This window comes from Psychrobacillus sp. NPDC093180 (assembly GCF_044754065.1).
Classification (GTDB): domain Bacteria; phylum Bacillota; class Bacilli; order Bacillales_A; family Planococcaceae; genus Psychrobacillus.
On the sequence record NZ_JBIVOJ010000017.1, the window covers coordinates 1 to 21,732 of the forward strand.

25 protein-coding genes are annotated in these 21,732 nt (G+C 35.9%); 22 read left to right on the forward strand and 3 right to left on the reverse strand.

Going from position 1 to position 21,732, the window contains the following annotated elements:
- The first annotated feature begins 444 nt into the window (after positions 1-444).
- From ACIP9W_RS19880 to ACIP9W_RS19910, 7 genes are all read left to right on the forward strand, one after another.
- On the forward strand, positions 445-1,428 hold the full coding sequence (locus tag ACIP9W_RS19880) for a ring-cleaving dioxygenase (protein ID WP_400792864.1): 984 nt from the start codon (positions 445-447) through the stop codon (positions 1,426-1,428).
- A gap of 18 nt (positions 1,429-1,446) precedes the next feature.
- A complete protein-coding gene (locus ACIP9W_RS19885) occupies positions 1,447-2,049 on the forward strand; it encodes an NADPH-dependent FMN reductase (RefSeq protein ID WP_142536879.1) in 603 nt (200 codons plus the stop codon).
- A 165-nt stretch (positions 2,050-2,214) separates the two neighbouring features.
- A complete protein-coding gene (locus ACIP9W_RS19890) occupies positions 2,215-3,156 on the forward strand; it encodes a ring-cleaving dioxygenase (RefSeq protein WP_400792866.1) in 942 nt (313 codons plus the stop codon).
- 78 nt (positions 3,157-3,234) lie between these two features.
- Entirely contained in the window at positions 3,235-4,173 is a 939-nt protein-coding gene (locus ACIP9W_RS19895; RefSeq protein ID WP_400792964.1) for a ring-cleaving dioxygenase, read from the forward strand.
- Between the two features lie 285 nt (positions 4,174-4,458).
- Positions 4,459-4,998 carry an ATP-binding protein gene (locus ACIP9W_RS19900; protein WP_400792868.1) on the forward strand — a complete coding sequence of 180 codons (540 nt, stop codon included), beginning with the start codon at positions 4,459-4,461 and terminating at the stop codon, positions 4,996-4,998.
- Positions 4,999-5,048: 50 nt separating this feature from the next.
- A complete protein-coding gene (locus ACIP9W_RS19905; protein ID WP_400792870.1) occupies positions 5,049-5,225 on the forward strand; it encodes a DUF4083 domain-containing protein in 177 nt (58 codons plus the stop codon).
- Between the two features lie 412 nt (positions 5,226-5,637).
- Positions 5,638-5,847, forward strand: a complete 210-nt coding sequence (locus tag ACIP9W_RS19910) for a DUF6366 family protein (RefSeq protein WP_400792872.1) — start codon at positions 5,638-5,640, stop codon at positions 5,845-5,847.
- A 267-nt stretch (positions 5,848-6,114) separates the two neighbouring features.
- Here the strand turns inward: ACIP9W_RS19910 and ACIP9W_RS19915 are convergent, their stop codons facing one another.
- Entirely contained in the window at positions 6,115-6,591 is a 477-nt protein-coding gene (locus ACIP9W_RS19915) for a DinB family protein (protein ID WP_400792873.1), read from the reverse strand.
- 89 nt (positions 6,592-6,680) lie between these two features.
- On the opposite strand from ACIP9W_RS19915, the gene ACIP9W_RS19920 reads away from it, so the two are divergent.
- Positions 6,681-7,373, forward strand: coding sequence for an ArsR/SmtB family transcription factor (locus ACIP9W_RS19920; RefSeq protein ID WP_400792874.1), 693 nt, complete (start codon positions 6,681-6,683; stop codon positions 7,371-7,373).
- Positions 7,374-7,674: 301 nt separating this feature from the next.
- Here the strand turns inward: ACIP9W_RS19920 and ACIP9W_RS19925 are convergent, their stop codons facing one another.
- Positions 7,675-8,583 (reverse strand): DMT family transporter, encoded by a 909-nt coding sequence (locus ACIP9W_RS19925; RefSeq protein WP_400792876.1) that lies wholly within the window; start codon positions 8,581-8,583, stop codon positions 7,675-7,677.
- Between the two features lie 144 nt (positions 8,584-8,727).
- Here ACIP9W_RS19925 and ACIP9W_RS19930 point away from each other — a divergent pair, with 144 nt between their 5' ends.
- The 13 genes from ACIP9W_RS19930 to ACIP9W_RS19990 all read left to right on the forward strand — a co-directional run bounded on the left by ACIP9W_RS19930 (position 8,728) and on the right by ACIP9W_RS19990 (position 19,449).
- Entirely contained in the window at positions 8,728-10,053 is a 1,326-nt protein-coding gene (locus tag ACIP9W_RS19930) for an aminotransferase-like domain-containing protein (protein ID WP_400792877.1), read from the forward strand.
- 160 nt (positions 10,054-10,213) lie between these two features.
- Positions 10,214-11,467, forward strand: coding sequence for a Y-family DNA polymerase (locus ACIP9W_RS19935; RefSeq protein ID WP_400792878.1), 1,254 nt, complete (start codon positions 10,214-10,216; stop codon positions 11,465-11,467).
- 15 nt (positions 11,468-11,482) lie between these two features.
- Positions 11,483-11,686, forward strand: a complete 204-nt coding sequence (locus tag ACIP9W_RS19940; RefSeq protein WP_400792880.1) for a hypothetical protein — start codon at positions 11,483-11,485, stop codon at positions 11,684-11,686.
- A gap of 278 nt (positions 11,687-11,964) precedes the next feature.
- Positions 11,965-12,408, forward strand: a complete 444-nt coding sequence (locus ACIP9W_RS19945) for a hypothetical protein (protein ID WP_400792881.1) — start codon at positions 11,965-11,967, stop codon at positions 12,406-12,408.
- A gap of 24 nt (positions 12,409-12,432) precedes the next feature.
- Positions 12,433-13,440 carry a DUF1835 domain-containing protein gene (locus ACIP9W_RS19950; protein WP_400792882.1) on the forward strand — a complete coding sequence of 336 codons (1,008 nt, stop codon included), beginning with the start codon at positions 12,433-12,435 and terminating at the stop codon, positions 13,438-13,440.
- Entirely contained in the window at positions 13,440-13,748 is a 309-nt protein-coding gene (locus ACIP9W_RS19955; protein WP_400792883.1) for a hypothetical protein, read from the forward strand. Before ACIP9W_RS19950 ends, ACIP9W_RS19955 begins: the two co-directional genes overlap by 1 nt.
- Positions 13,749-13,915: 167 nt before the next feature.
- Positions 13,916-14,662, forward strand: a complete 747-nt coding sequence (locus ACIP9W_RS19960) for a class I SAM-dependent methyltransferase (RefSeq protein ID WP_400792885.1) — start codon at positions 13,916-13,918, stop codon at positions 14,660-14,662.
- An 88-nt stretch (positions 14,663-14,750) separates the two neighbouring features.
- Positions 14,751-15,455: a class I SAM-dependent methyltransferase gene (locus tag ACIP9W_RS19965; protein ID WP_400792887.1), complete on the forward strand. Its 705-nt coding sequence runs from the start codon at positions 14,751-14,753 to the stop codon at positions 15,453-15,455.
- 103 nt (positions 15,456-15,558) lie between these two features.
- A complete protein-coding gene (locus ACIP9W_RS19970; protein WP_400792889.1) occupies positions 15,559-16,041 on the forward strand; it encodes an NUDIX hydrolase in 483 nt (160 codons plus the stop codon).
- Between the two features lie 32 nt (positions 16,042-16,073).
- Positions 16,074-16,982 (forward strand): alpha/beta fold hydrolase, encoded by a 909-nt coding sequence (locus ACIP9W_RS19975; protein ID WP_400792891.1) that lies wholly within the window; start codon positions 16,074-16,076, stop codon positions 16,980-16,982.
- A gap of 2 nt (positions 16,983-16,984) precedes the next feature.
- Positions 16,985-17,782 (forward strand): class I SAM-dependent methyltransferase, encoded by a 798-nt coding sequence (locus tag ACIP9W_RS19980; protein ID WP_400792892.1) that lies wholly within the window; start codon positions 16,985-16,987, stop codon positions 17,780-17,782.
- 291 nt (positions 17,783-18,073) lie between these two features.
- On the forward strand, positions 18,074-18,424 hold the full coding sequence (locus tag ACIP9W_RS19985; RefSeq protein WP_400792893.1) for an ArsR/SmtB family transcription factor: 351 nt from the start codon (positions 18,074-18,076) through the stop codon (positions 18,422-18,424).
- A gap of 26 nt (positions 18,425-18,450) precedes the next feature.
- Positions 18,451-19,449, forward strand: a complete 999-nt coding sequence (locus ACIP9W_RS19990) for an NADP-dependent oxidoreductase (RefSeq protein ID WP_400792894.1) — start codon at positions 18,451-18,453, stop codon at positions 19,447-19,449.
- 141 nt (positions 19,450-19,590) lie between these two features.
- Here ACIP9W_RS19990 and ACIP9W_RS19995 read toward each other — a convergent pair whose 3' ends face one another.
- Complete coding sequence (locus ACIP9W_RS19995) at positions 19,591-20,883, reverse strand: hemolysin family protein (RefSeq protein WP_400792895.1); 1,293 nt, start codon at positions 20,881-20,883, stop codon at positions 19,591-19,593.
- Between the two features lie 338 nt (positions 20,884-21,221).
- Here ACIP9W_RS19995 and ACIP9W_RS20000 point away from each other — a divergent pair, with 338 nt between their 5' ends.
- Positions 21,222-21,719, forward strand: coding sequence for an NUDIX domain-containing protein (locus ACIP9W_RS20000; protein WP_400792896.1), 498 nt, complete (start codon positions 21,222-21,224; stop codon positions 21,717-21,719).
- The last annotated feature ends 13 nt before the right edge of the window (positions 21,720-21,732 follow it).

A 21,732-nucleotide genomic window follows, 5' to 3' on the forward strand; every position in this document is an offset into this window, starting at 1 on the left:
CAAAGGGGATAAGCATGGAGGAGCCGTATGCGATGACCCGCACGTACGGATCTGCGAGAGGCGCATGAATTAATTTTCATGCGCCTACTCTATTTTGAGCAAATCAAAGAGGTTGGGAAGCATAATAATATAAGATAAACGCCAGCTTTAACTAAAATAAACGAAAGTGTTGACAGCTAAAATGGTTACATGTTATATTTAGTTCGAATTAAAGATAATTCATTTAAAGATTATTTATTTGAAGACATTTTGAGGAGTATGTTTTTTGAAAATGGCCACAGTAAATCGTATGCTGTTCCTGTTATCTTTCTTCAGCCAAGGAGTAGTTAGATAGGAAACAAATGATTAAAATACATCAAAAAGTTAGGTAGAAGTGAAAAATAATTTAATATATATCTCGAATTCGAGATTCATTAATTAATTGAAATAAAAGGAGGAAATAGAATGAATCATTTAAAAGGAATTCACCACGTCACAGCGATTACAAGTAGCGCAGAAAAGAATTATGAATTTTTCACTTACGTATTAGGAATGCGTCTAGTAAAGAAAACAGTCAATCAGGATGACATTCAGACGTATCACTTATTCTTTGCAGACGATAAAGGATCAGCTGGTACAGATATGACATTCTTCGATTTTCCGGGTATTCCCAAAGGGACACATGGTACGAATGAAATATATAAAACAGCTTTCCGCGTTCCAACAGATGCCGCACTGGATTACTGGGTAAAACGCTTTAATAAATACGAAGTAAAAAATTCCGGTATTAAAGAAGTATTCGGTAAGAAAACTATTTCATTTGTCGATTTCGATGATCAGCAATATATGTTAGTTTCAGATGAATTTAACGAGGGTATTGCATCTGGGACGCCTTGGCAAAATGGTCCAGTACCACTTGAATTTGCGATTACAGGTTTAGGGCCGATTCATATTCGTATTGCACAATTTGATTATTTCAAAGAGGTTTTGGAAAAAGTAATGTTGATGCGTGAAATAGCACAAGAAGATTCTCTACATTTATTTGAGGTCGGAAAAGGGGGAAATGGCGCACAAGTAATTGTGGAACATAATACGACTTTCCCTGCAGGACGACAAGGCTATGGTACAGTACATCACGCAGCCTTCCGCGTAGAAGATACAAAAGTACTGTATGAGTGGATTGACCATATGCAAGCAGCCGGTTTTGGTATTTCGGGATATGTGGATCGCTTCTTCTTTGAATCTTTATATGCACGTGTGGCACCTGGCATCCTTTTTGAATGGGCAACAGATGGTCCAGGATTTATGGGCGATGAACCTTACGAAACAGTGGGAGAAATTTTATCGTTACCACCATTCCTTGAAGGAAAACGCGAACAAATTGAAGCATCCGTGCGACCGATTAATACAATACGTAGCACACTAAATATCCAAAAAGAGTACTTGTAAGGAGGTGAAATAGAAGAAATGGGATTTTTAAGTAAATTATTTGGAACACAACAACAACCTGAGGAGGAAAAAACAATGACAAAATCAAATATAGGTATTATTTTAGGTTCAACACGTGAAGGACGCGTAAGTCCACAAGTAGGAGCATGGGTAAAAGAATTAGCAGATAAACGCGGAGACGCTAACTACACAATTATTGATATCGCTGATTACAAATTACCACTTTTAGGTGAAGCAGGCGGCGACGCATCTGGTGCAGCAGCATGGTCAGAAATTATCGCAAAACAAGACGGATTTGTATTCATCGTTCAAGAATACAATCACTCAATCACAGGAGCCCTTAAAAATGCACTAGATTACTTACGTGAAGAGTGGAACAACAAAGCAGCAGGTATCGTGTCTTACGGTTCTGTAGGTGGAGCTCGTGCAACAGAACATTTACGTGGTATTTTAAGTGAATTATTAGTAGCACACGTACGTGTACATCCTGCATTGTCATTATTTACAGACTTCGAAAACGGTACAGATTTCAAACCAGCTGCAGTTCAAGCAGATTCAGTAAACCAAATGTTAGACCAAGTGATTCCTTGGACAAATGCACTAAATACAGTTCGTAAATAAGTTTATTGTATGTAATTCTTTACAAATCACAAAATGTACATGAGTGCATGTACATTTTGTGCTTTATATGAATAAATTTTGAGCAAAACGTTATCAAGTAGATTGAAGGTTTCGCTCAGGGTTTATGAATGAGGATAACAGATTCAAGAAAGGGGAAGTGTCAAGATGAACAAAATAGCAGGGCATCACCATATTTCGATGATTACCAAAAAAGGACAACAAAACAATCAGTTTTATCAAAATGTACTTGGACTTCGGAGAGTGAAAAAAACGGTCAATCAAGATAATCCAAGTATGTATCATCTATTTTATGGTGACTTAACAGGAAGTGCAGGAACAGAGCTGTCTTTTTTTGAATTGCCTATGGCAGGAAGGACAAAGAGAGGAACCAATGCTATTACGCGTATTGGTTTGCTCGTCCCTTCTTATGATAGCTTGCTATATTGGAAGAAAAGGTTTGAATTACTAGATGTGCAACATGGAGAGTTGACCATGTATGCAGGGCGTGAAGCCTTACATTTTGAAGATTGTGAGGGACTTCGACTGGTCCTTCTAAATAATAATGGTGACGCAGTGCCGGAATATTGGCAGTCTTGGGATGATTCAATTGTTTTAAGTGAGCATCGTATTCTTGGAATGGGTGCTGTGGAAATGACGGTACGATCACATAATAGCTTAGCGAGCACATTAGAAAACCTCTTTGGGTATGAGCTTGCTTCTCGAAATGAAAACGAAGCTATCTATCAGTCAATAAAAGGACAGGCTTTTGGTGAAATTGTTATTGTAGAGCAAGATGGAGCAAAAGAAAAACCTGGCAAAGGAAGTGTACATCATCTAGCTATCCGAGTAAAAGATAGTGAAGAGCTACATCAGTGGCAGCAGCGTATTCAAGACTTTGGTTTTGAGGTAATGAAAATTACTGACCGTTACTATTTCGAGAGCTTATATTTTAGAGAGAAAAACGGAATTTTATTTGAGTTGGCAACAGACGGACCAGGATTTACAGTAGATTCTTCCATCGAATTACTTGGTAAAAAACTAGATTTACCACCATTTTTAGAAGACAAACGTGCAGAGATAGAGGCAAACCTAAAGCCTATTGAGTAATAATCCACGATTAAGCTGTTATCGAAAGCTGAACGTTTAATTTATTGAAGTTAACAACTAACTAAGGAGGAAATAATGATGAAAAAACAAACTGCGGGTATCCACCATATTACAGCAATTGTGGGGCATCCACAGGAAAATATCGATTTTTATGCAGGAATATTAGGTTTACGTTTAGTCAAACAAACAGTGAACTTCGATGATCCTGGCACATACCATTTATACTTTGGAGATGGTGGTGGAAAGCCAGGTACAATTATTACGTTTTTCCCTTGGGCAAATGCATATCAAGGACAAATTGGAGACGGTCAAGTAGGCGTCACAACGTATGTAGTGCCAACAGGATCATTAAGTTTCTGGGTCAACCGTCTCGCTACATTTGCGATTCCATTTAAAAAAGCGGAGCGTTTTGGTGAGCAATTGATTCAATTTGACGATCCACATGGCTTACATTTAGAGCTTGTTGAACGTGCAGAAGGGGAACAAAACGACTGGACATTTGGTGGAGTAACACCGGAAGTTGCGATTAAAGGCTTTGGCGGTGCAACGCTTTACTCTACCAGACCAGAGGAAACTGCAAAAACCTTAACGGAGGTAATGGGGCTTGAATTGGTAGGCACGGAAGGTGATTATTCACGCTTCAAAGCTCCAGCAGATATCGGTAATATCATCGATTTAAAAATGGTAACAGGTGTAAGAGGCTCAATGGGTGTCGGTACTGTTCACCATATAGCATGGCGAGCGAAGGATGATGTAGATCATCTAGAGTGGCAGCAGTATGCGATGAGACATGGTCAACATGTAACCGAAGTGAAAGACCGCAATTATTTTAATGCACTGTACTTCCGTGAGTCAGGAGAAATACTATTTGAAATTGCAACAGACCCACCAGGATTTGCACATGATGAAACAATTGAAACAATGGGGACGCATTTAATGTTACCTGTACAATACGAACAACACCGTGAGCAATTAGTCAATTCACTTATTCCAATTCAAGTGCGCTCAATTGATTAATGTATATCCTTAGTTAAATATCATAACAAAACCAGCTTAATGTAGATTGAGCTGGTTTTGTTTTTGTTAAAAACGTCCTTAAATAATCAATTTTGAAACTTTATATTCATTTAAAACGTATTAGTACTAATATTTAAATTATTTTGTTTGTTTAAAGGGACGGCTTCTTTTTGTTTCGTTTTTACTTCGAGTGTTTATATCCTCATTAGCCACAATATTTACTTAAAAAATTTAATAGAAATGGAGAGAAACACCTAAAAAATATCTTAAGCTGAGAGGGGAAAAATGAAGAAAATACATATTTTCGGTGCTTCTGGTTCAGGAGCGTCCACACTAGGAGACTCATTAGCAAACAAATTGTTCTATACTCATCTTGATACGGATGAATATTTCTGGCTCAATAAATTTACAGACATAAGAAGCATAGATGATAGAAAGAAATTACTGAAAGAAGACTTATATAAGTATGAAAGGACAGTACTGTCGGGAGCATTATGTGGTTGGGGTGACAGCTTTAAATCTTATTTTGATTTGGTAATCTTTTTGTGGATTCCGCAAGATATCAGAATGAAGAGGTTGCAAGAAAGAGAGTTTCAAAGATATGGCAATGAAATATTACCTGGTGGTATTAAACAGGCACAGTATGAGCAGTTCATGGAATGGGCTTCCTTATATGATCATGCAGGAATGGAAGTTAGGAGTAAGACACTGCATGAAAGTTGGATAGCCGACTTAACTTGTCCGGTATTGAGAATAGAAGGAGATTCTACAGTACAAGAGCGAGTAGAAATCACTTTAGAATATTTACGATTAAATGAACAATAAACAAATTCCTGCAGTTATGCTCGAAAATTTCAAAATAAGGTGGTGTTTTAATGTTTAATATGGGAGAAATGATTTATCTGATTATCGTGTGGGGACTTATCATTTTATTTGTAGTATCGTTTACACTATTTATCAGAAGATTGCTCTTGAATCAACAAGCACAAAAGAATCAACTTCAAGAAATTGAAAAGAAATTGGATAAATTAATGAAGTTGATGAACGGCTAATAGATTAGGTTCATTTAACAGGAAGTGGAACTTTATATGGAATCATGGAGTCATATTCAGAAAATGAACTAGAGGTGCAATATGAAACGATTCAGTTTAATCTCCATATTTTTCATGCTTTTAGGAATTCTTTTCTTTACAGTGAATTGGATAATAGAAGGATATTTTGAGCCTCTTATCCTTATCGGATTTATTTTTATACTAATTGGGGCTATATTTTGTTTTATAGCCATATTTATAAAGGAAGCAGGAAGTACAAAATTTATAACACTTACTTCTTTTTTTCTCATTCTCTTTTTAGTTGTTTGGTTTGAACCCTTTCACGTTATACGAATGATGACTTGGCTTAAAAATGTTTTTTAATTCCCACAAATAGAGATACAACCAAAGCTATTCCTAGGAGGTGTTTATTTTGAATAATCACGATAAAGCGAAAGAAAAAAGAGAGCGATTGAGACAAGAGGAACTAAAAAATAATCCGACTGGTTCTCTAAACGATGCCTTAAATAGAGGAAACAATGGGAATTTAACGGATTTAACAGGCGGTATGGGATGGAAAGGGATAGGAATATTAATCGTTGTTTTAATAGTTGGGTATGTTTTGTATAAATTGTTTTTTTGATTTGGTAGTAAATACAAATAAGAGATGACCTGAATAAAAATTAATAGTAAAATGCAATATTTCGGCAGCTGAACATGCAAGCAGTTCAAAATATAAATGGATCGTGAACATATAGTTATCCAAGCATCCCACTCCTCACCCCGTTAGATATATAAAGCCTAACTTCTTCATTAGAATGAGAAATTAGGCTTTATAAATTGCACATAATAGCGCACGATTATCGAATGTCAGTATTTAGAGCTAATCTTTCTTTTTTCATAGGAAATATCAGTCCCATATATTCGGCCTTTGAACTCCTGCTGTTCGTAAATAATCAAGAAGTTGTCCAGTATGAACAGATTCATGATAAGCGATTCTTAGCAACATATCTCCAAGTTCTCGAATATATCCGACGTCAGATCGGTCTATTTTTATATTTGTTAGATCGTCCGTATTAAATGACTTAACGAATTTTAAGAATTTATTTCGATATGATTGTGAGAATTCTAATTCTTCGTTAATGGTGGTAAAGACTTTTGAGTCATAAGGGTTATGTGTTTCTATGTTAGTCCCGTCTATATGCTTTATTAAAATTTGATGATAAAGATATTCGCCTTCAAGTACGTGTCTTATCATTTCCTTGCAAGACATTGCTTCAGCGTCTGGACGCCAATCCATTTTTTCGGCAGGAATGGATGTCCATAATTTAATGCTCCTCCGACGAATCTCCTCAAAGTTCAGCACTAGTAAATCATTCTCATTCATTGTTATCTCTCCTTTCTCTCATTACTGTTATTGTATCAGTTGAAAACTTCGACTATAATCGAAGTATAAATGTTCATGGAGGAATAACCATGGGAAGCAAACCTGATTTTTCATATATCGCAAAACTAATGGCTGATACATCGAGAGCTGCAATGTTGGATGCTCTTCTCGGTCTTGATGGTCTTCCAGCTACTGAGTTAGCGAGAAAAGCTAATATCACACTGCAAACTGCAAGTAGTCATCTGACAAAACTGGTAGAAGGAAATCTCGTTCGTGTAGAAAAACATGGTCGACATCGTTACTTTCGCCTGGCAAGTACTGATGTGGCCAGAGCGATAGAAACATTGATTGTTATTGCCCCTCCTGCACGTATCAATTCCCTAAAGAGTTCTTCACGAGCAGAGAAAATTAAAATTGCTCGCACTTGTTTTGATCACTTGGCAGGAAAACTTGGAGTATCTATAACAGAAGCCTTTTTAGAAAAAGAATATTTAATAGAAGATCAAGATGATTTTCTTGTAACGGATAAGGGGAAAGAGTTTTTTTATTGTTTAGAAATCGATACGGATATTTTACAAAAGAATAGAAGACATTTTGCTCGAAAGTGTCTGGATTGGAGCGAAAGACGCTACCATCTGGCTGGGTCGTTAGGAAAAGCCGTTTTAGTGCGTTTGTTTGACCTAGGCTGGTTCGAAAAGCTTCCTGACCGAGCTGTAAAAATTACAGAGAGGGGCAAAGCGGGATTATACGAAACTTTAGGTATTACTGTCGACCATCTTTAAAGTAGTCTAAACCGGTAGCTGTCCTTGTATAAAAAAGCAATCTTTTGTAAAATAACTCTATTTATACTGATTATATAGCGTGAATAATTTACAGAGCATTTGAAGTGAAAATATTGATTTGATTGCATTTTGCAAGTATATAAAGCGGTTAAAACAATCAAAATTGACCTGGTTTTTCCACCAAAACTTCGCTAGAGGAAATGGATAAAAAGAGAGATATTGTACAAAAGCAATATCTCTCTTTTGTTTTTCTGAAATATTCCAGATTAATAATTATAAATTTTTTATATGAAACTGACGCTTATTTGATCTGTTGCTTTGGCCAGATGGATCTTTTCGTATTAACCAAAACAACTCCCAAAATTATGATTACCGCACCAATAACATGAAAATAATGAAATGGCTCGCTTAAAATCAGTACACCCGAAAGAATGGTAATTAAAGTTGCAACGTTGTTAAACACACTTACTTGAATAACCGGTAGTTTTGATACGGCGTAAATAGATAATAAAGACGTACCTAATGTAGATAGGACGCCCAAAAATAAAATCGAAAACAAATATGGAATCTTTGTCAGAGAATCAATATATTCCTTAGCAGAGCCTTCGTTTATAAAGTACACGGTATTGAAAAATAGAAAGCCAATGGACACGATGTATACCGTAATTTGAAGAGGTGCTATCGATTTGGTTGCACTTCTAGACATCACTTGCCAAGATGCAGTTGCAAAAATCGATACGATAATCCACAGATTACCGATTAGATGAAAATCATCATCTCCAGAACTGTTCATCCATTGTAGAAAAATGACTCCCGCTATACTTAAAAAGATTCCGGTCCCTTGTATTATTCGAATATGCTCCTTCAAAAACAAACTTGCCAATAGAACCGTTATAGCAGGTGCAATCGCTTGAATGATTCCTGCCTCGGTCACCGTTGACTGATCAAGTCCCATTATCTGGCTGGTGAAGAATAGAATCGGATAGAACAATGAAATAATGAACACAACTAAAGCTTCCTTCTTATTTAATCGTAAATTGATTGGTTTTATCGCTAAAAATAAAAGTAATGCTAAAAAGGCAAATGTAAATCTCTGTGCCAATATAAGTAATTGTCCTCCGTATGTTAAAGAAATCTTAAGAAACATAAAAGATAATCCAAGAATAATAGAAAAAGCGACTGTTGCCAGTAATGCGCTATTTTTTTTCACGATCTCCTCTCCCTTCTTTTTTAGAATATAGAAGAGATGGCATATAAACTGAACTTCTTTTTACATGTGTATCGATACAAACATGGCAAAGTGAAGCATACCTATAAAAGATCCATGGTAATATAAATCTAGAGGAGGGATGAGATGCGGAAGCACCAATTAGTAGCAAATGAAATCTTACAACGTATAGAGCTGGGAAAGTATGTGGAGCGTCTTCCGTCAGTAAGGAAAATGATGGATACCTTTGAAGTGAGTCAAGTTACGATAACGCAGGCATTACAACACCTGGTTGATACGAATAGAATTTACGCTAAGCCAAATGTGGGCTATTTTATCATTTCTAGAAAAGGAAATATCCCTTCTTTTGATGGAATATATGACTTTTCCACTTCCTCTACTTCTTGGACTGATTTTCCATTGGACAGTTATTCGCAATGTTTGGAAGCAGCTATTCAAAATGAGAAGATAGAACTATTCACCTATGGGGCAACTACCGGTAATGAAGAATTAAAAATTTCATTTCAAGCATTATTAGCAGAAGAACAGATTTTTACCAAAAAAGAACAAATCATGATAACAAGTGGTACACAGCAAGCTTTGCATATTCTTTCTTTAATAATGCTGACAAACAAGGAATCAATTCTGATAGAGCAGCCAACCTATCATCAAGTCATCAACCTAATTGAACGGCTTCATTTGGATTATGTCACCTGCCATCGAGATTTGGATAAGGTTAATTTAAGAGAATTAGAAGAAATCATCCAAAGTAAGCGTCCTAAGTATATTTACTTGATGCCACGGCTACATAATCCACTCGGCACAACGATGAATGAACTAGAAAAAAAGAGGTTTTTAGAATTCGCGGCAAAATATGATTTTTACATAATAGAAGATGATTATTTAGGAGATTTTGAAGGAGATAATAGCTACAAAACACTTTATGAAATGGATACGAATCAGCGGGTGATTTATTTAAAGAGCTTCTCTAAAATTATGTTTCCTGGTCAGCGTTTAGGTATCACTGTTCTACCTGAAAATATGATTGAGATTTTCCAAAGCTTTAAAGAAATTATTGATATTCATACAAATTCCTTGAGTCAGGTTATTATGCAGACGTTTATGAAAAGTGGATTATATGCCCATCATAAAGATAAAATTGTATTTAGGCACCAACAAAAAGCAAAAACGCTGGGCAATGTATTAAGAACTTACTTTTCGGATTACCAATTTAATGATAATCATCAGATGCATACGGTCATCAAGCTACCGAAACAAATTAATATGAATAAGCTTCATCGAGAATTAGCGAAACGCCATGTTCTTGTCGATGATTACAAAAGAAATTATCTGACAGGGTATAAACAAAATCATAAATTTCTCAAGATAAATACAACTAGTATCCCGGAAGATAGAATTGATGAAGGAATTCAATTCATTCTGGAAGCAATAGAAACAAGTAAAATATTTTGATATTTCATGGCTTTGTATCGATACAAAGCTGTTTTTGTGCAAAAAAACATTTCATTTCACCAGTTATTTGGATTTATTACCAATAAAACCTTCTTGAATAAAAACGAATGTTCGGTATACAATAAGAACAAACGTTCTTTGTTAAAGGAGAAGAGAGACGATGCATGAAGGGTTAGAAGATCGAAAAATTATATGCATTGATATACGGAGCTTTTTCGCGAGCTGTGCGGCAGCGGATGCAGGACTCGATATTCTAAGCACGCCAATTGCGGTAATAGGAAATTTAGAACAAAAAGGTAGTATTGTGCTTGCCGCATCCCCTATGATGAAAAAGAACTTTGGAGTGAAGACAGGAACACGGCTTTTTGAAATTCCAGATCATCCGTCTATTCATTTAATCGAACCGAAGATGGAATTTTTCGTTCGCGTTTCCATGGAAATCACACGGTATTTAAATCAATTCGTTCCAAGTGAATGCATTCATGTGTACAGCGTCGATGAATGCTTTGCTGATTTGGGAGGAACCGAAAAATTATGGGGACCGGTTGAAAACACAGTTAGGCGTATACAAGGCGGTCTATATAACCAGTTTCAATTACCGTGTGCGGTTGGAATGGGACCAAATATGCTGATGGCGAAGCTTGCCCTTGACCTAGAAGCGAAAAAAACAGGCTTCGCAAAATGGACATATAAAGATGTGCCCAAAAAATTATGGCCGATTACTCCATTAAGCAAAATGTGGGGAATTGGCTCACGTTTAGAAAAAACATTAAATAATATGGGAATTATAAGTGTTGGGCATCTAGCGAACACATCGCTTGAGACATTAGAGGCTAAGTTTGGCGTTATGGGCAACCAATTATATCATCATGCACGAGGAATTGATTTGTCAGAGCTAGGTGCACCGTTAGCTGAAGGGCAAATTAGTTACGGAAAGGGGCAAGTGCTATTTCGTGATTACCGTTCCAAAGAGGAGATCATGACGGTCGTATTAGAAATGTGTGAAGATGTGGCAAGACGTGCTCGCGAAGCTGAAATGGCAGGAAGAACAATTCATCTATCCATTAGTTATAGTCATAACGCGTTTGGTGGAGGGTTTAATCGTTCCCGTTCAATCGATGAACCAACAAATGCAACGATGACCATGTACAAAGTATGTGAACAAATCTTTGATGAATTTTATGATCACAGACCTGTTCGCAAGCTGGCGATTTCCATTACTAATCTAGAACCCGAGTATTCCATGCAGCTAAGCCTATTTGAAGAAGACAAATGGAAGGTTCGAGAACTGGGGAAAACAATGGATTACCTCCGAGGTAAATATGGCTCCAATGCGATATTGCGCGCTGTTTCTTATACGGAAGCAGGAACTGCAAGAAAACGTGCTGGATTGCTTGGGGGACATAAGAAATAATAGAAGGCTGAACGTTTGTATGCGTTTGGTCTTTTTTATTTCCTATTATTAGAAGGACTTTCGAGTCTAGAAGTAGAACAATTATACGAGGAGGGAATGAATGGAAAAGAAGTATTTTTACTGTATAAGTGGAGTTTGCATATTACTTTCTTTTTACTGCAAGCAATTATGTCTTTATTGATAATACAGGGAAATGGGGCAGATGAGCATTCCTTTTAGGAACCAGTGGAGTCATTTTTACTTATTTATCGGATGGGAATATATAATAGCAACGAGTAATCACTACTTACATAATTAACCCTGCTAATGGTTCTATTTATTTGGTCTTTACCAACTTATACATATAAAGAAGCAGTAACTACAGTTGAAAGTACAATGAGAGAAAAAATAATTCCAACAACCGAAATGAAAAAATCCATCGGACATTATATTATTTATACAAAAGAAGGTACCTACTTATTTAATAAGGAGAGTGGGGAGTCTATAGGGAGGTTCATATGAAGAAAACTTTTACTCAAAAAATAAAAGCATTTGTACCATATTTTTTTGTTATGCTCACTTTGGTCTATTTATCCTATCTTCTCGTCTACAACGTTTCCTATTCGCCAAATGGTTATGAAGTCGTTTCAGCATCAAACAATGAAATAACGATTAAATCATTCAATTTAATTGGAACTGAAAAAAGTACTCAAACAATATCATTGTCGAAAGAATACGAATGGAAAGTGGAAGCGATTGAATATCAGATTGAGAGACAAAAAGATTCCCTATGTTTACTTTTTTCAATGGTAAGTATATCAACTACTTTAATGGTTATGTATATGAGAAATGGAACGGGCATGTGGAAGGCAATCTTTCGAAGTAATCTTATCTTTTGTATATTGCTTCCTCTCACTTCACTAATCTTCGTGTGGGATGCAATTCAAAGTTACATTTCTTAATCAAACAAAAGGAGTGATAAATAAATGATACAGGAATTAAAAAAATTCATAGAGCAATTATCGGAGCAGGAAGCAAAATCACTGTTACTCCAACATTTTTTACAAATTCAATTGCTAGAGAAAAAAAGCTATACAGAAAGTGAATTTACTGAAAACATGAAAAAAAAGTATCAGGAATTGCTACAGTATTCCTCTAAACAAAAACAACAGCCTTATCATACAATACATATCGTGTTTGGGGATTCGACGGCAGGAAGCTTAAAAATAGCACTACCAAGTGATGAGAAGGTAATTCGATTTTCCGATTTGTTTTCTATCGGTCCCGTGAACCAACTACACACCGAAGAAGGACTTAAACAAAGAAAAAAGTGGTTGTTCTTACATATTAATTTGGACGAAGAGACCACACATACCTATATAGAAGAGTTTATACAAACGCTGTCAGAAATAAAGGCAATACCTGAGCATATACCAATTTACATATGGACAGCAAACAATGCCCATGAACAAATCGGCGCACGATTTGTTTTGCAAATCCTGAAAGAAAAGAAAAATGACATTCGTCTCCTTAATATTAGTACAGCTTTTCAACATCTATGGCCAAACATCATTCCAGTTCATACAGGAGAATTGGGACATGATAAATTAAATAGGATCTATAAAACCTACAAAAATGAACAGCCATTAACAGAACAACTCCGTAACAAACTTGCAGAAGAATGGGGAAAACTTTCGAAAACAACTGAAGTACTGCGTATTTGGAAGGATGACCAAATTAAAAGTGTGCCAGAAAATTACTTCGATACATTTATTATCGAGCAATTGCGCTATTTGCATAATAAACAAACGAAGCCCGATTTTATGAAATCGGCACGGTTAATCGGAGAAGTACTTGGAAGCTCAGAACAATATGTTGGCGATGCTTTTTTCGAATATCGAGTACGTGAATTAATTTTACAAGGGATTTTTGAAATAGAAGGCGTTCCAAAAGCGATGCGTTTTTATAGCGTAAAATTAAAAGGAGTTTTCTAATGTCATTAGAACAAGAAGTAATGGGTTTGTTAATAGGTGGTTTTGTAATTGTTATGGGAATTGTAATAATAACAACAACATTGATTTGGTATAAAAATAAACATAAAAGTTATGTATACACTTGGATATTATTGCATCTATTACTTTTCTCAGTAGCCGTTTACTTTTTACTAGGGGCGATCTCCTTTGATACTAACCATCTAATGGCATCTGAAGAGATCTCACTGCGTATAGGGATTGCCGGCGTTGTTTGGGCTTTAAGCATGCTATGTTTATTGGTTGGTGTATATAAATTTTCGAAGAATTAATTAAAAAGATGGAAACCAACGATTATTAAATAAGGAATAAAATAGAATGATGAATAAGGTTAAAAGTCTTTTGGAAGAGTACGCGAGAAGAAATATCAAACTAAATGAATTGAGTGCGTTTCGCTGATTGGTAAATTGATACGTGAAATAAGAGAGGAGAGCTTAGAATGGACAATACACAGAAATTCGATGGAAAAGCTGCAGTTTATGCTAAAGCAAGACCTGGATATACAAATGAGTTGGTTCGTTTGTTGTCTGATAGTGGAGTCGGAAAAAATTCATTTGTTGCCGATATTGGTTCTGGCACAGGAATTTTTTCGAACGTTTTACTTGATCTTGGATGCCATGTATATGGAGTGGAACCAAATGAGGATATGCGTAGAGAATCTGAAAAGAAATTGGCACAGTTTACGACGTTTCATCCTGTGAATGGAGCAGCTGAAAATACAACTCTGCCCGATAAAAGCGTAGATTTTATCACAGTGGCCCAAGCATTTCATTGGTTTAATACAGAAAAATTCAAATTGGAATGTCAGCGCATTATCAAAGAGAGCGGAAAGGTTATGTTAATATGGAACTCCCGAATAATGGAAAGTCCATTGGTAAAAGAGAACGAACAAATTTTTCGGAGATTTTGTCCAGATTTCAAAGGTTTTAGCGGAGGAATCGGATATATGGATGAAAGCATTCAAAAGTTCTTTAGCAACTTTACCGTATATCGTTTTCCAAATAATTTACCATTTGATAAATCAAAGTTTATCGAAAGAAATCTGTCTGCGTCCTATTCATTAAAAGAAAACGATGCACAATATGATCTCTATCTAACAGAGCTGAATTATTTGTTTGATAAGTATGCTGCTGACGGCATGCTTCTTGTACCGAACGAAACAATCATATATATTGGGCAGGTTTAAACTTCATCCCCCATGCTTGGGTAATACTATTCAAGACTTTTACAAGAATAGATTTGATTTAACCTATTAAATTTTGGGAGGAAAAATAGTGAATATAAAAGAAACATATAATCAACTGGCCAATGATTATGAACATAATGTGGATACAAAAAGTCTGTTTAACACCCAATACGAACGACCTGCAATGATGAAATTACTTCCAATAGACATAAGAGATAAGCATGTTTTAGATGCTGGATGTGCAGCTGGCTGGTATACATCCCAATTAGTTAACTTAGGTGCTGTTGTCACAGCAACTGATATTAGCCCTAAAATGGTAGAGGCCACAAAGAGGCGAATAGGAGAAAATGCAGAAGTATTATGTCTAGATTTAGAGAAAGAGTTACCTTTTGAAAGTGAATCGTTTGATGTCATTGTGAGCTCTTTAGTTCTGCATTATATGAAAGATTGGAGCAAGCCTTTTAGTGAGTTTCTTCGAATTTTAAAACCAAATGGGATATTATTATTTTCCGTGCATCATCCATTTATGGATATAAAATTATCCGAGAATGGCGACTACTTTTCCACTGAATATATTGTCGATCAATGGAAAAGGGAAGGAAAACTAATCGATGTTCCATTTTATCGTCGCCCGCTTCAAGAAATACTAAGCGAAACACTCCGTTATTTTTCTTTGGTGAAAATAGTAGAACCGCAGCCAACGAAAGAATTTCAGATGAAGGAACCAGAAAAATATGAAAAGTTAATGAAAAACCCGCATTTTTTCATTGTCAAAGCAGTAAAAGATAAATAGGGAGCAATGGAAGTAGCCAAATGATAAAGAATGAATTTTATATATAGAATGTAATTAGCTTCATATAAAAAGTAAAATTAATAAACCTAGGGAGGTTGAAGCAATGGTAATGCCAACGCATATTGTAGCAGTAGGCGGTATCGTAGAGAATGAACAAGGAAATATTCTTTTGGTAAAGACACATCATGGTGGTTGGGTATTCCCTGGAGGCCAAGTAGAAGTGGGAGAAAACCTAATGGATGCTTTAATCAGGGAAATAAAAGAAGAAAGTGGGATAGATGTAGCTGTATCAAAACTAATTGGTGTTTATTCCAATACAGGAATTCATAAATTTTACGACGGGGTAACAGATGTTCCAACGAAGTTAATGGTGGATTTTATATGCAAACCATTAGGAGGAGAACTGGCTACTTCAGAGGAAACATCAAATAGTCAGTGGATAGCGCAAGAGAAAGTGCTTGATTTCGTAACAGCTCCAGCTATTCGAACTAGATTTAAAGCTTATTTGGAATTGGATGGGAAAATAAAATATATGGATTATGTCACTCATCCTACTTTTGAAATAAAATTGAACAGGACTGTTTAGAAAGTAAATAAACATGGGCAAAAGGAGTCATTATGAATAAAGAAAACGGGGAATATCAAATAGATATAAATGGAGTAAACCATTGGATAAAGGTTGTGGGAAAAGAAAATAATACGATTCCTTTATTTATTATTCACGGGGGTCCAGGTGGTAACCTTTATACTTTCGAAAAAACTGTCGGTCCTTATCTGTCTGAAGATAGAACAGTTGTATATTATGAGCAGCGTGGATGTGGAAGAAGTGGTAAACCAACTGACGATAATGCTTATAGCATGAATGAATTAGTTGATGATTTTTGGGAAATTATTGAATGGGCAGGTAGTGAAAAAATAGACTTACTAGGTTACTCGTTTGGAGGGGAGTTAGCGCTTGAGTTCGCTTCAAACTTCCCATACCTTATAAACAAGATAATTTTATCAGGTCCTAGTCTGATCAATCTAAAGACGCAATATATGATTCAAATAGCTGGTTTTCTGTCGATTGCAGATTTGACTCTAGTAAATAAGATAGAAGAAATACTTAAGAAAAATACCTCTATTGAACATAAATACAAACAAGTATGGGAAATTGTTGATCAGGAAACAATTGACCGACTACTCTTTGTGGATCCAGAGGTTGCTTCAAAATACCGAGAGTTAGTAATAGAAAGTAATTTACATAACACAGGACGGATGTTAACAGTTTTGCAGGAACACCCTGTAACTCCTCCGCTATATGACCGGCTTAACAATATCCCTCATAAGACATTAATCATCACTGGTGTTTACGATAGGAGTACGGGAATTCCAATATCCAATCTAATACATAGAAATCTTTCGAACAGTGAATGGATTTTATTTAATAATAGTGCCCATTTTCCTGAATTAGAGGAAACAGAAAAGTTTGTAAGTAACGTATTAGGATTTTTAAAAGCTTCATACACGGAAGAGAGGAAGCATTAACAATGACAGCTTATGGAGAAGATTTATTCAAAGGGACGGCTCGTTATTATTCACGTTTTAGACCAATGTATCCAGCAACATTAATTAGGTTTTTAATTGAAAGATTTTCTCTCGATGGTAGCGATCGAATGCTTGATTTAGGTTGTGGAACTGGCCAATTAGCGTTGAGATTCACTGATTGGTTTGAAGGGATAGTTGGAATTGATACGGAGTCAGAAATGATTGATGAAGCGATACGCCTAAGTAAAGAAATTAGAGCAGAAAATGTGGAATGGTTTACTGGCGATCTCGATACATATCAAGAGAAATCGGATGAAACATTTCGTTTGGTGACAATCGCAAAGGCTTTTCATTGGATGGATCGAGCAAAGGTTCTCGAAACTTTAGATGCAATGGTTGCTCCTGGCGGTGGGGTAGCGATTATTGATAATTACTCCCCTAATAAGGAGCAGTTACCATGGCAAAAGAAAGTCGACGAGGTAGTCAAGCATTGGTATGGAAATGAAAGAAGAGCAGGCAACACGACATATTCTCATCCCACCATTAGCCATCAAACTATTATTTCAAATTCCACATTTGACTTAGAGATCCACGAGATGCCAACTTACGAACAAGTATGGACAGTGGATTCTATTATCGGTAATATATATTCCACTTCTTATGGTACGAAACGATTTTTAGGTGAAAATGTCCGGTCATTTGAACAACAGTTAAAAGAAGAATTATTATCGCTTGATGATACTGGAGTTTATAAAGAACCACTTAATGTATCGGTCAAGCTCGCAGTAAAGAGGAAGTAAGAGAACGAAAATGTGGTCTAAAATAAAATAGACAAGTAAAAGAAACACCCCTCTGAATCGTAATAAATTTACTATACGATTCAGGGGGGTACTTCTTTTTAGAAGAACTCTAGATTACTTCTCTAGTGTTTATTTTATAATAACGGAGTAAAGCTTCCCATACATAATATGTATTCGTCTCGATTTTCTTTCTCAATATTGAATCTAACCTAACAATGGTATATGGTTGTATTCAGCATTATGGTTCATCAACTTAAACCATTGAACAGATTATTGGAGGTATTTTACTGAATGAATAAACAGGAACAACTAAGTATGATCAAAGAGGATTTTATTAATTCTCAGAAAGTACTATTGGCCATAGGTGATGAAACACGTCAATCGATCTTGCTAGTTCTAATGGGGACGGATTGTCAAACAGGATTGCGTGTGGGAGAAATCACTGAACAAACACATCTTTCTCGACCTGCTGTATCCCATCATCTGAAGGTTTTACGAGATGCAGGAGTTATTTTAATGCGTAAAGAAGGGACAAAAAACTTTTATTATATTAATGTACGCACAGAGTTAGGCTTATTAAGAACGCTTGTGTCGGATATTGATAAGTTCATGCAGAACTTTTATAGAAATGATGAAATATAAACAAACTTTATTTGGAGGTATAGGCTATGAGAGCAATGGTTATTGATAGATATGGAAAAGTTTCAATGCGTTTGGAAGAAATACCCACACCGGAAATTGGTGATTATGAGGTACTCGCAGAAATTCATGCGGCAAGTATTAATCCTATAGATTTTAAAATACGTGATGGGAAAGTGAAAATGTTAGTTAAATATAATATGCCTCTTATTTTAGGGAATGACTTTTCGGGTGTCGTTGTAAAGGTTGGAGCTAAAGTGACTCGTTTTAGGATTGGTGACGAAATATATGGACGACCACGTAAGAGTAAAATCGGTACTTTTGCTGAATATATTGCTATTCACGAAGATGACATCGCCTTAAAACCTAAAAATTTGAGCTTTGAAGAAGCTGCATCGATCCCGCTGGTTGGATTAACCTCCTATCAAGCCCTAACAGACATTTTACAAGTACAAAAGGGACAAAAAGTTTTGATACAAGCTGGGGCCGGTGGTGTCGGTACCTTTGCTATTCAACTGGCCAAATTAGTGGGCGCCACTGTTGCAACGACTGCAAGCGAAGCTGGTGCAAATCTAGTAAAATCTCTTGGTGCAGATGAAATTATAAATTACAAGACAGAAAAATTTGAAGAGATACTGAAAAATTATGATGCCGTATTTGATACACTTGGAGGCGATATACTCGATAAATCATTCGAAGTGGTAAAAAGCGGAGGGAAAATTGTTTCCGTTTCCGGTTTGCCGAATGCTCGGTTTGGTAAAGAATCTGGTTCTGGATTTTTGAAAACTTTCTTGTTCTCAATAGCAAGTACTAAACTTACTAAACTTGAAAAAAAACATAATGTTCGATATACATTTTTGTTTATGAAGCCAAGTGGAGAACAATTGCGTATAATCGCAAACTTTATTGAGACTGGTAAAATCAAACCTATAATTGATAGAGTTTTTCCTTTTGAAGAAGCTCAGAAAGCAATGGAATATGCAGAGTCAGGAAGGGCGAAAGGGAAAATAATAGTAAAAATCAGATAGTTGTCAAATGATGTTTGGAAAAAGCAGCCCGATAAATACCTTATAAGCACTAAAAATTATGAGCTATTCTAAATCTATTAGCTTGCAAAAAACTCCTAGGTTCTTTATTCCCTAGGAGTTTCGCTGCTAATGTGCAAGTAGCTATTTTTTTACTTCAATAAAATGCAATTGGTGTCCCTCTTTTTCATAAATCGAGAATTCATATCCAGCATGCTCGATATAGTTATCTTCTGCTAGGTCTGTATCTTGTGTGAAATACCAGCCACCGATTGTATTGACATCTGGGTTTTCTATTTCAATGTTTAATAATTTGGCTACGTCCTCTAATAACACTTTTGAATGAATTATATAATGGTTATCTTTTAATTTTCGGATATCTGCTATTTCATCATTATCAAATTCATCGCGAATTTCACCAACGATTTCTTCTAAAATATCCTCTACTGTAACAAGGCCCGATGTGCCACCGTATTCATCCAACAAAATAGCGATATGAATACGCTCCTTTTGCATTTTTACTAATAAATTATTGATTGGTGTTGTTTCAATAGTATTGATCACAGGGTTTGTAAACTTTGCTAAGTCGAATGATTCTGCTGTAATTCGATTGCTAATACCTTGCGTCAAAAAGTCTTTAATATTAACAAAACCGATAATATTATCTCGATCTTCTTCATAAACAGGATAACGTGTATAACGTTCTTCTGAAATAATCGTTACTACATCATTAAACGTTGCATTTTTTTCAAATCCAACAATTTCTGTGCGGGGCACCATAATTTCACGAGCAGTACGCTCATCAAATTCAAAAACATTGTTAACATATTTCAATTCATTCTGATTGATCTCGCCGCTTTTGAAGCTTTCTGCTAACAATAGACGAAGTTCTTCTTCCGTGTGGGAGAGCTCATGTTCTGAGGCTGGCTTCATCCCTATTAAACCAACTAACACACGAGCGGAACCATTTAAGAGCCAAATGAATGGATATAGGATTTTATAGAAAATCATAATTGGCTTTGCAAAAGCAAGTGTCACTGATTCTGCCTTTTGAATGGCAACCGTTTTAGGTGCGAGTTCTCCAACAACTACATGTAAAAAAGTGGCGATTGCAAATGCTGCTCCTATCGTAAAGAAGTGGATATAATCAGTGCCTATCCCAATAGTTTCGAATAATGGATGTAAGATGAATTCAAATGTTGATTCGCCTACCATCCCAATTCCTAGTGCGGTTACAGTAATACCTAATTGACACGCTGACAAGTATTCATCCAAGTGTGTGGTTACATGCTTTGCTGCAAGAGATCCTTTACGTCCTTCTGCAACAAGCTGGTCAACTCGTGAGTTTCGCACTTTCACGATGGCAAACTCGGTTGCCACGAAAAAACCGGTTAATACTAGTAAAAAAATGAATATCGCTAGATTTAATATAGTCAATAAGCTGTCTTACTTTAAAGTAAGACTTCACCTCCTATGTGATAAATAATATTAGGGATTACACGAATGATACATATTCTGCGTTAGCCCTCAGTTTAGTGCCCCTATTTTGCAGAGTATCGATTCTTCTATTTGTCTTTTTACCCTTTTCAGCTAAAGTTTAACCTTTTCTGAAGACATTCCTTCCTTTTGATGGAAGTTAACCGTTCAATAGATTTTATGAAATAGAGATGAATTCAATGTAGAACGTTCAACTAAAATTGGTATAATAGTTTAGTAGAGTTAATTTTCTATTTATTCCACCAATTACTTTGTGGAAGAAGGGAAGAAGGTTTATCATGAATGAACAAATATATGTTGATTGGGGAGGACATAAAATTAGTCTTCAATGGCATCCCCACAAAAGCATAGGCCCAAATGAAATTGTGACAAGTGTTCATAGTTATTGTTTTAGTCAAGATAAAGTTTTGTTGGTTGAAGTGAAAAAAAGGGGCTTCAACATTCCAGGAGGACATATAGAGTTTGGAGAAACTCCTGAAGAAGCAATGCATAGGGAGGCATATGAAGAAGGATATGTGAAGGGAAAGATAAAGTACGTTGGTGCAGTGGAAGTGAACCACGAAGGTAACCCTCACTTTGTACAAGATGGCCCATATCCTCTAATAGGTTATCAAATGTTTTATCGAATGGATATTGAAGAGTGTCTTCCTTTTTTAAGAGAGAATGAAACAAAGACCAGGATCTGGGTGGAGCCAGAAGAACTTCCTTATGTGATGAATGACCATGAGCTATCGCTGCAAATCTTAGATGAAGTTCTAAAATTGGGGATACATTAAAAAGATAATCAAG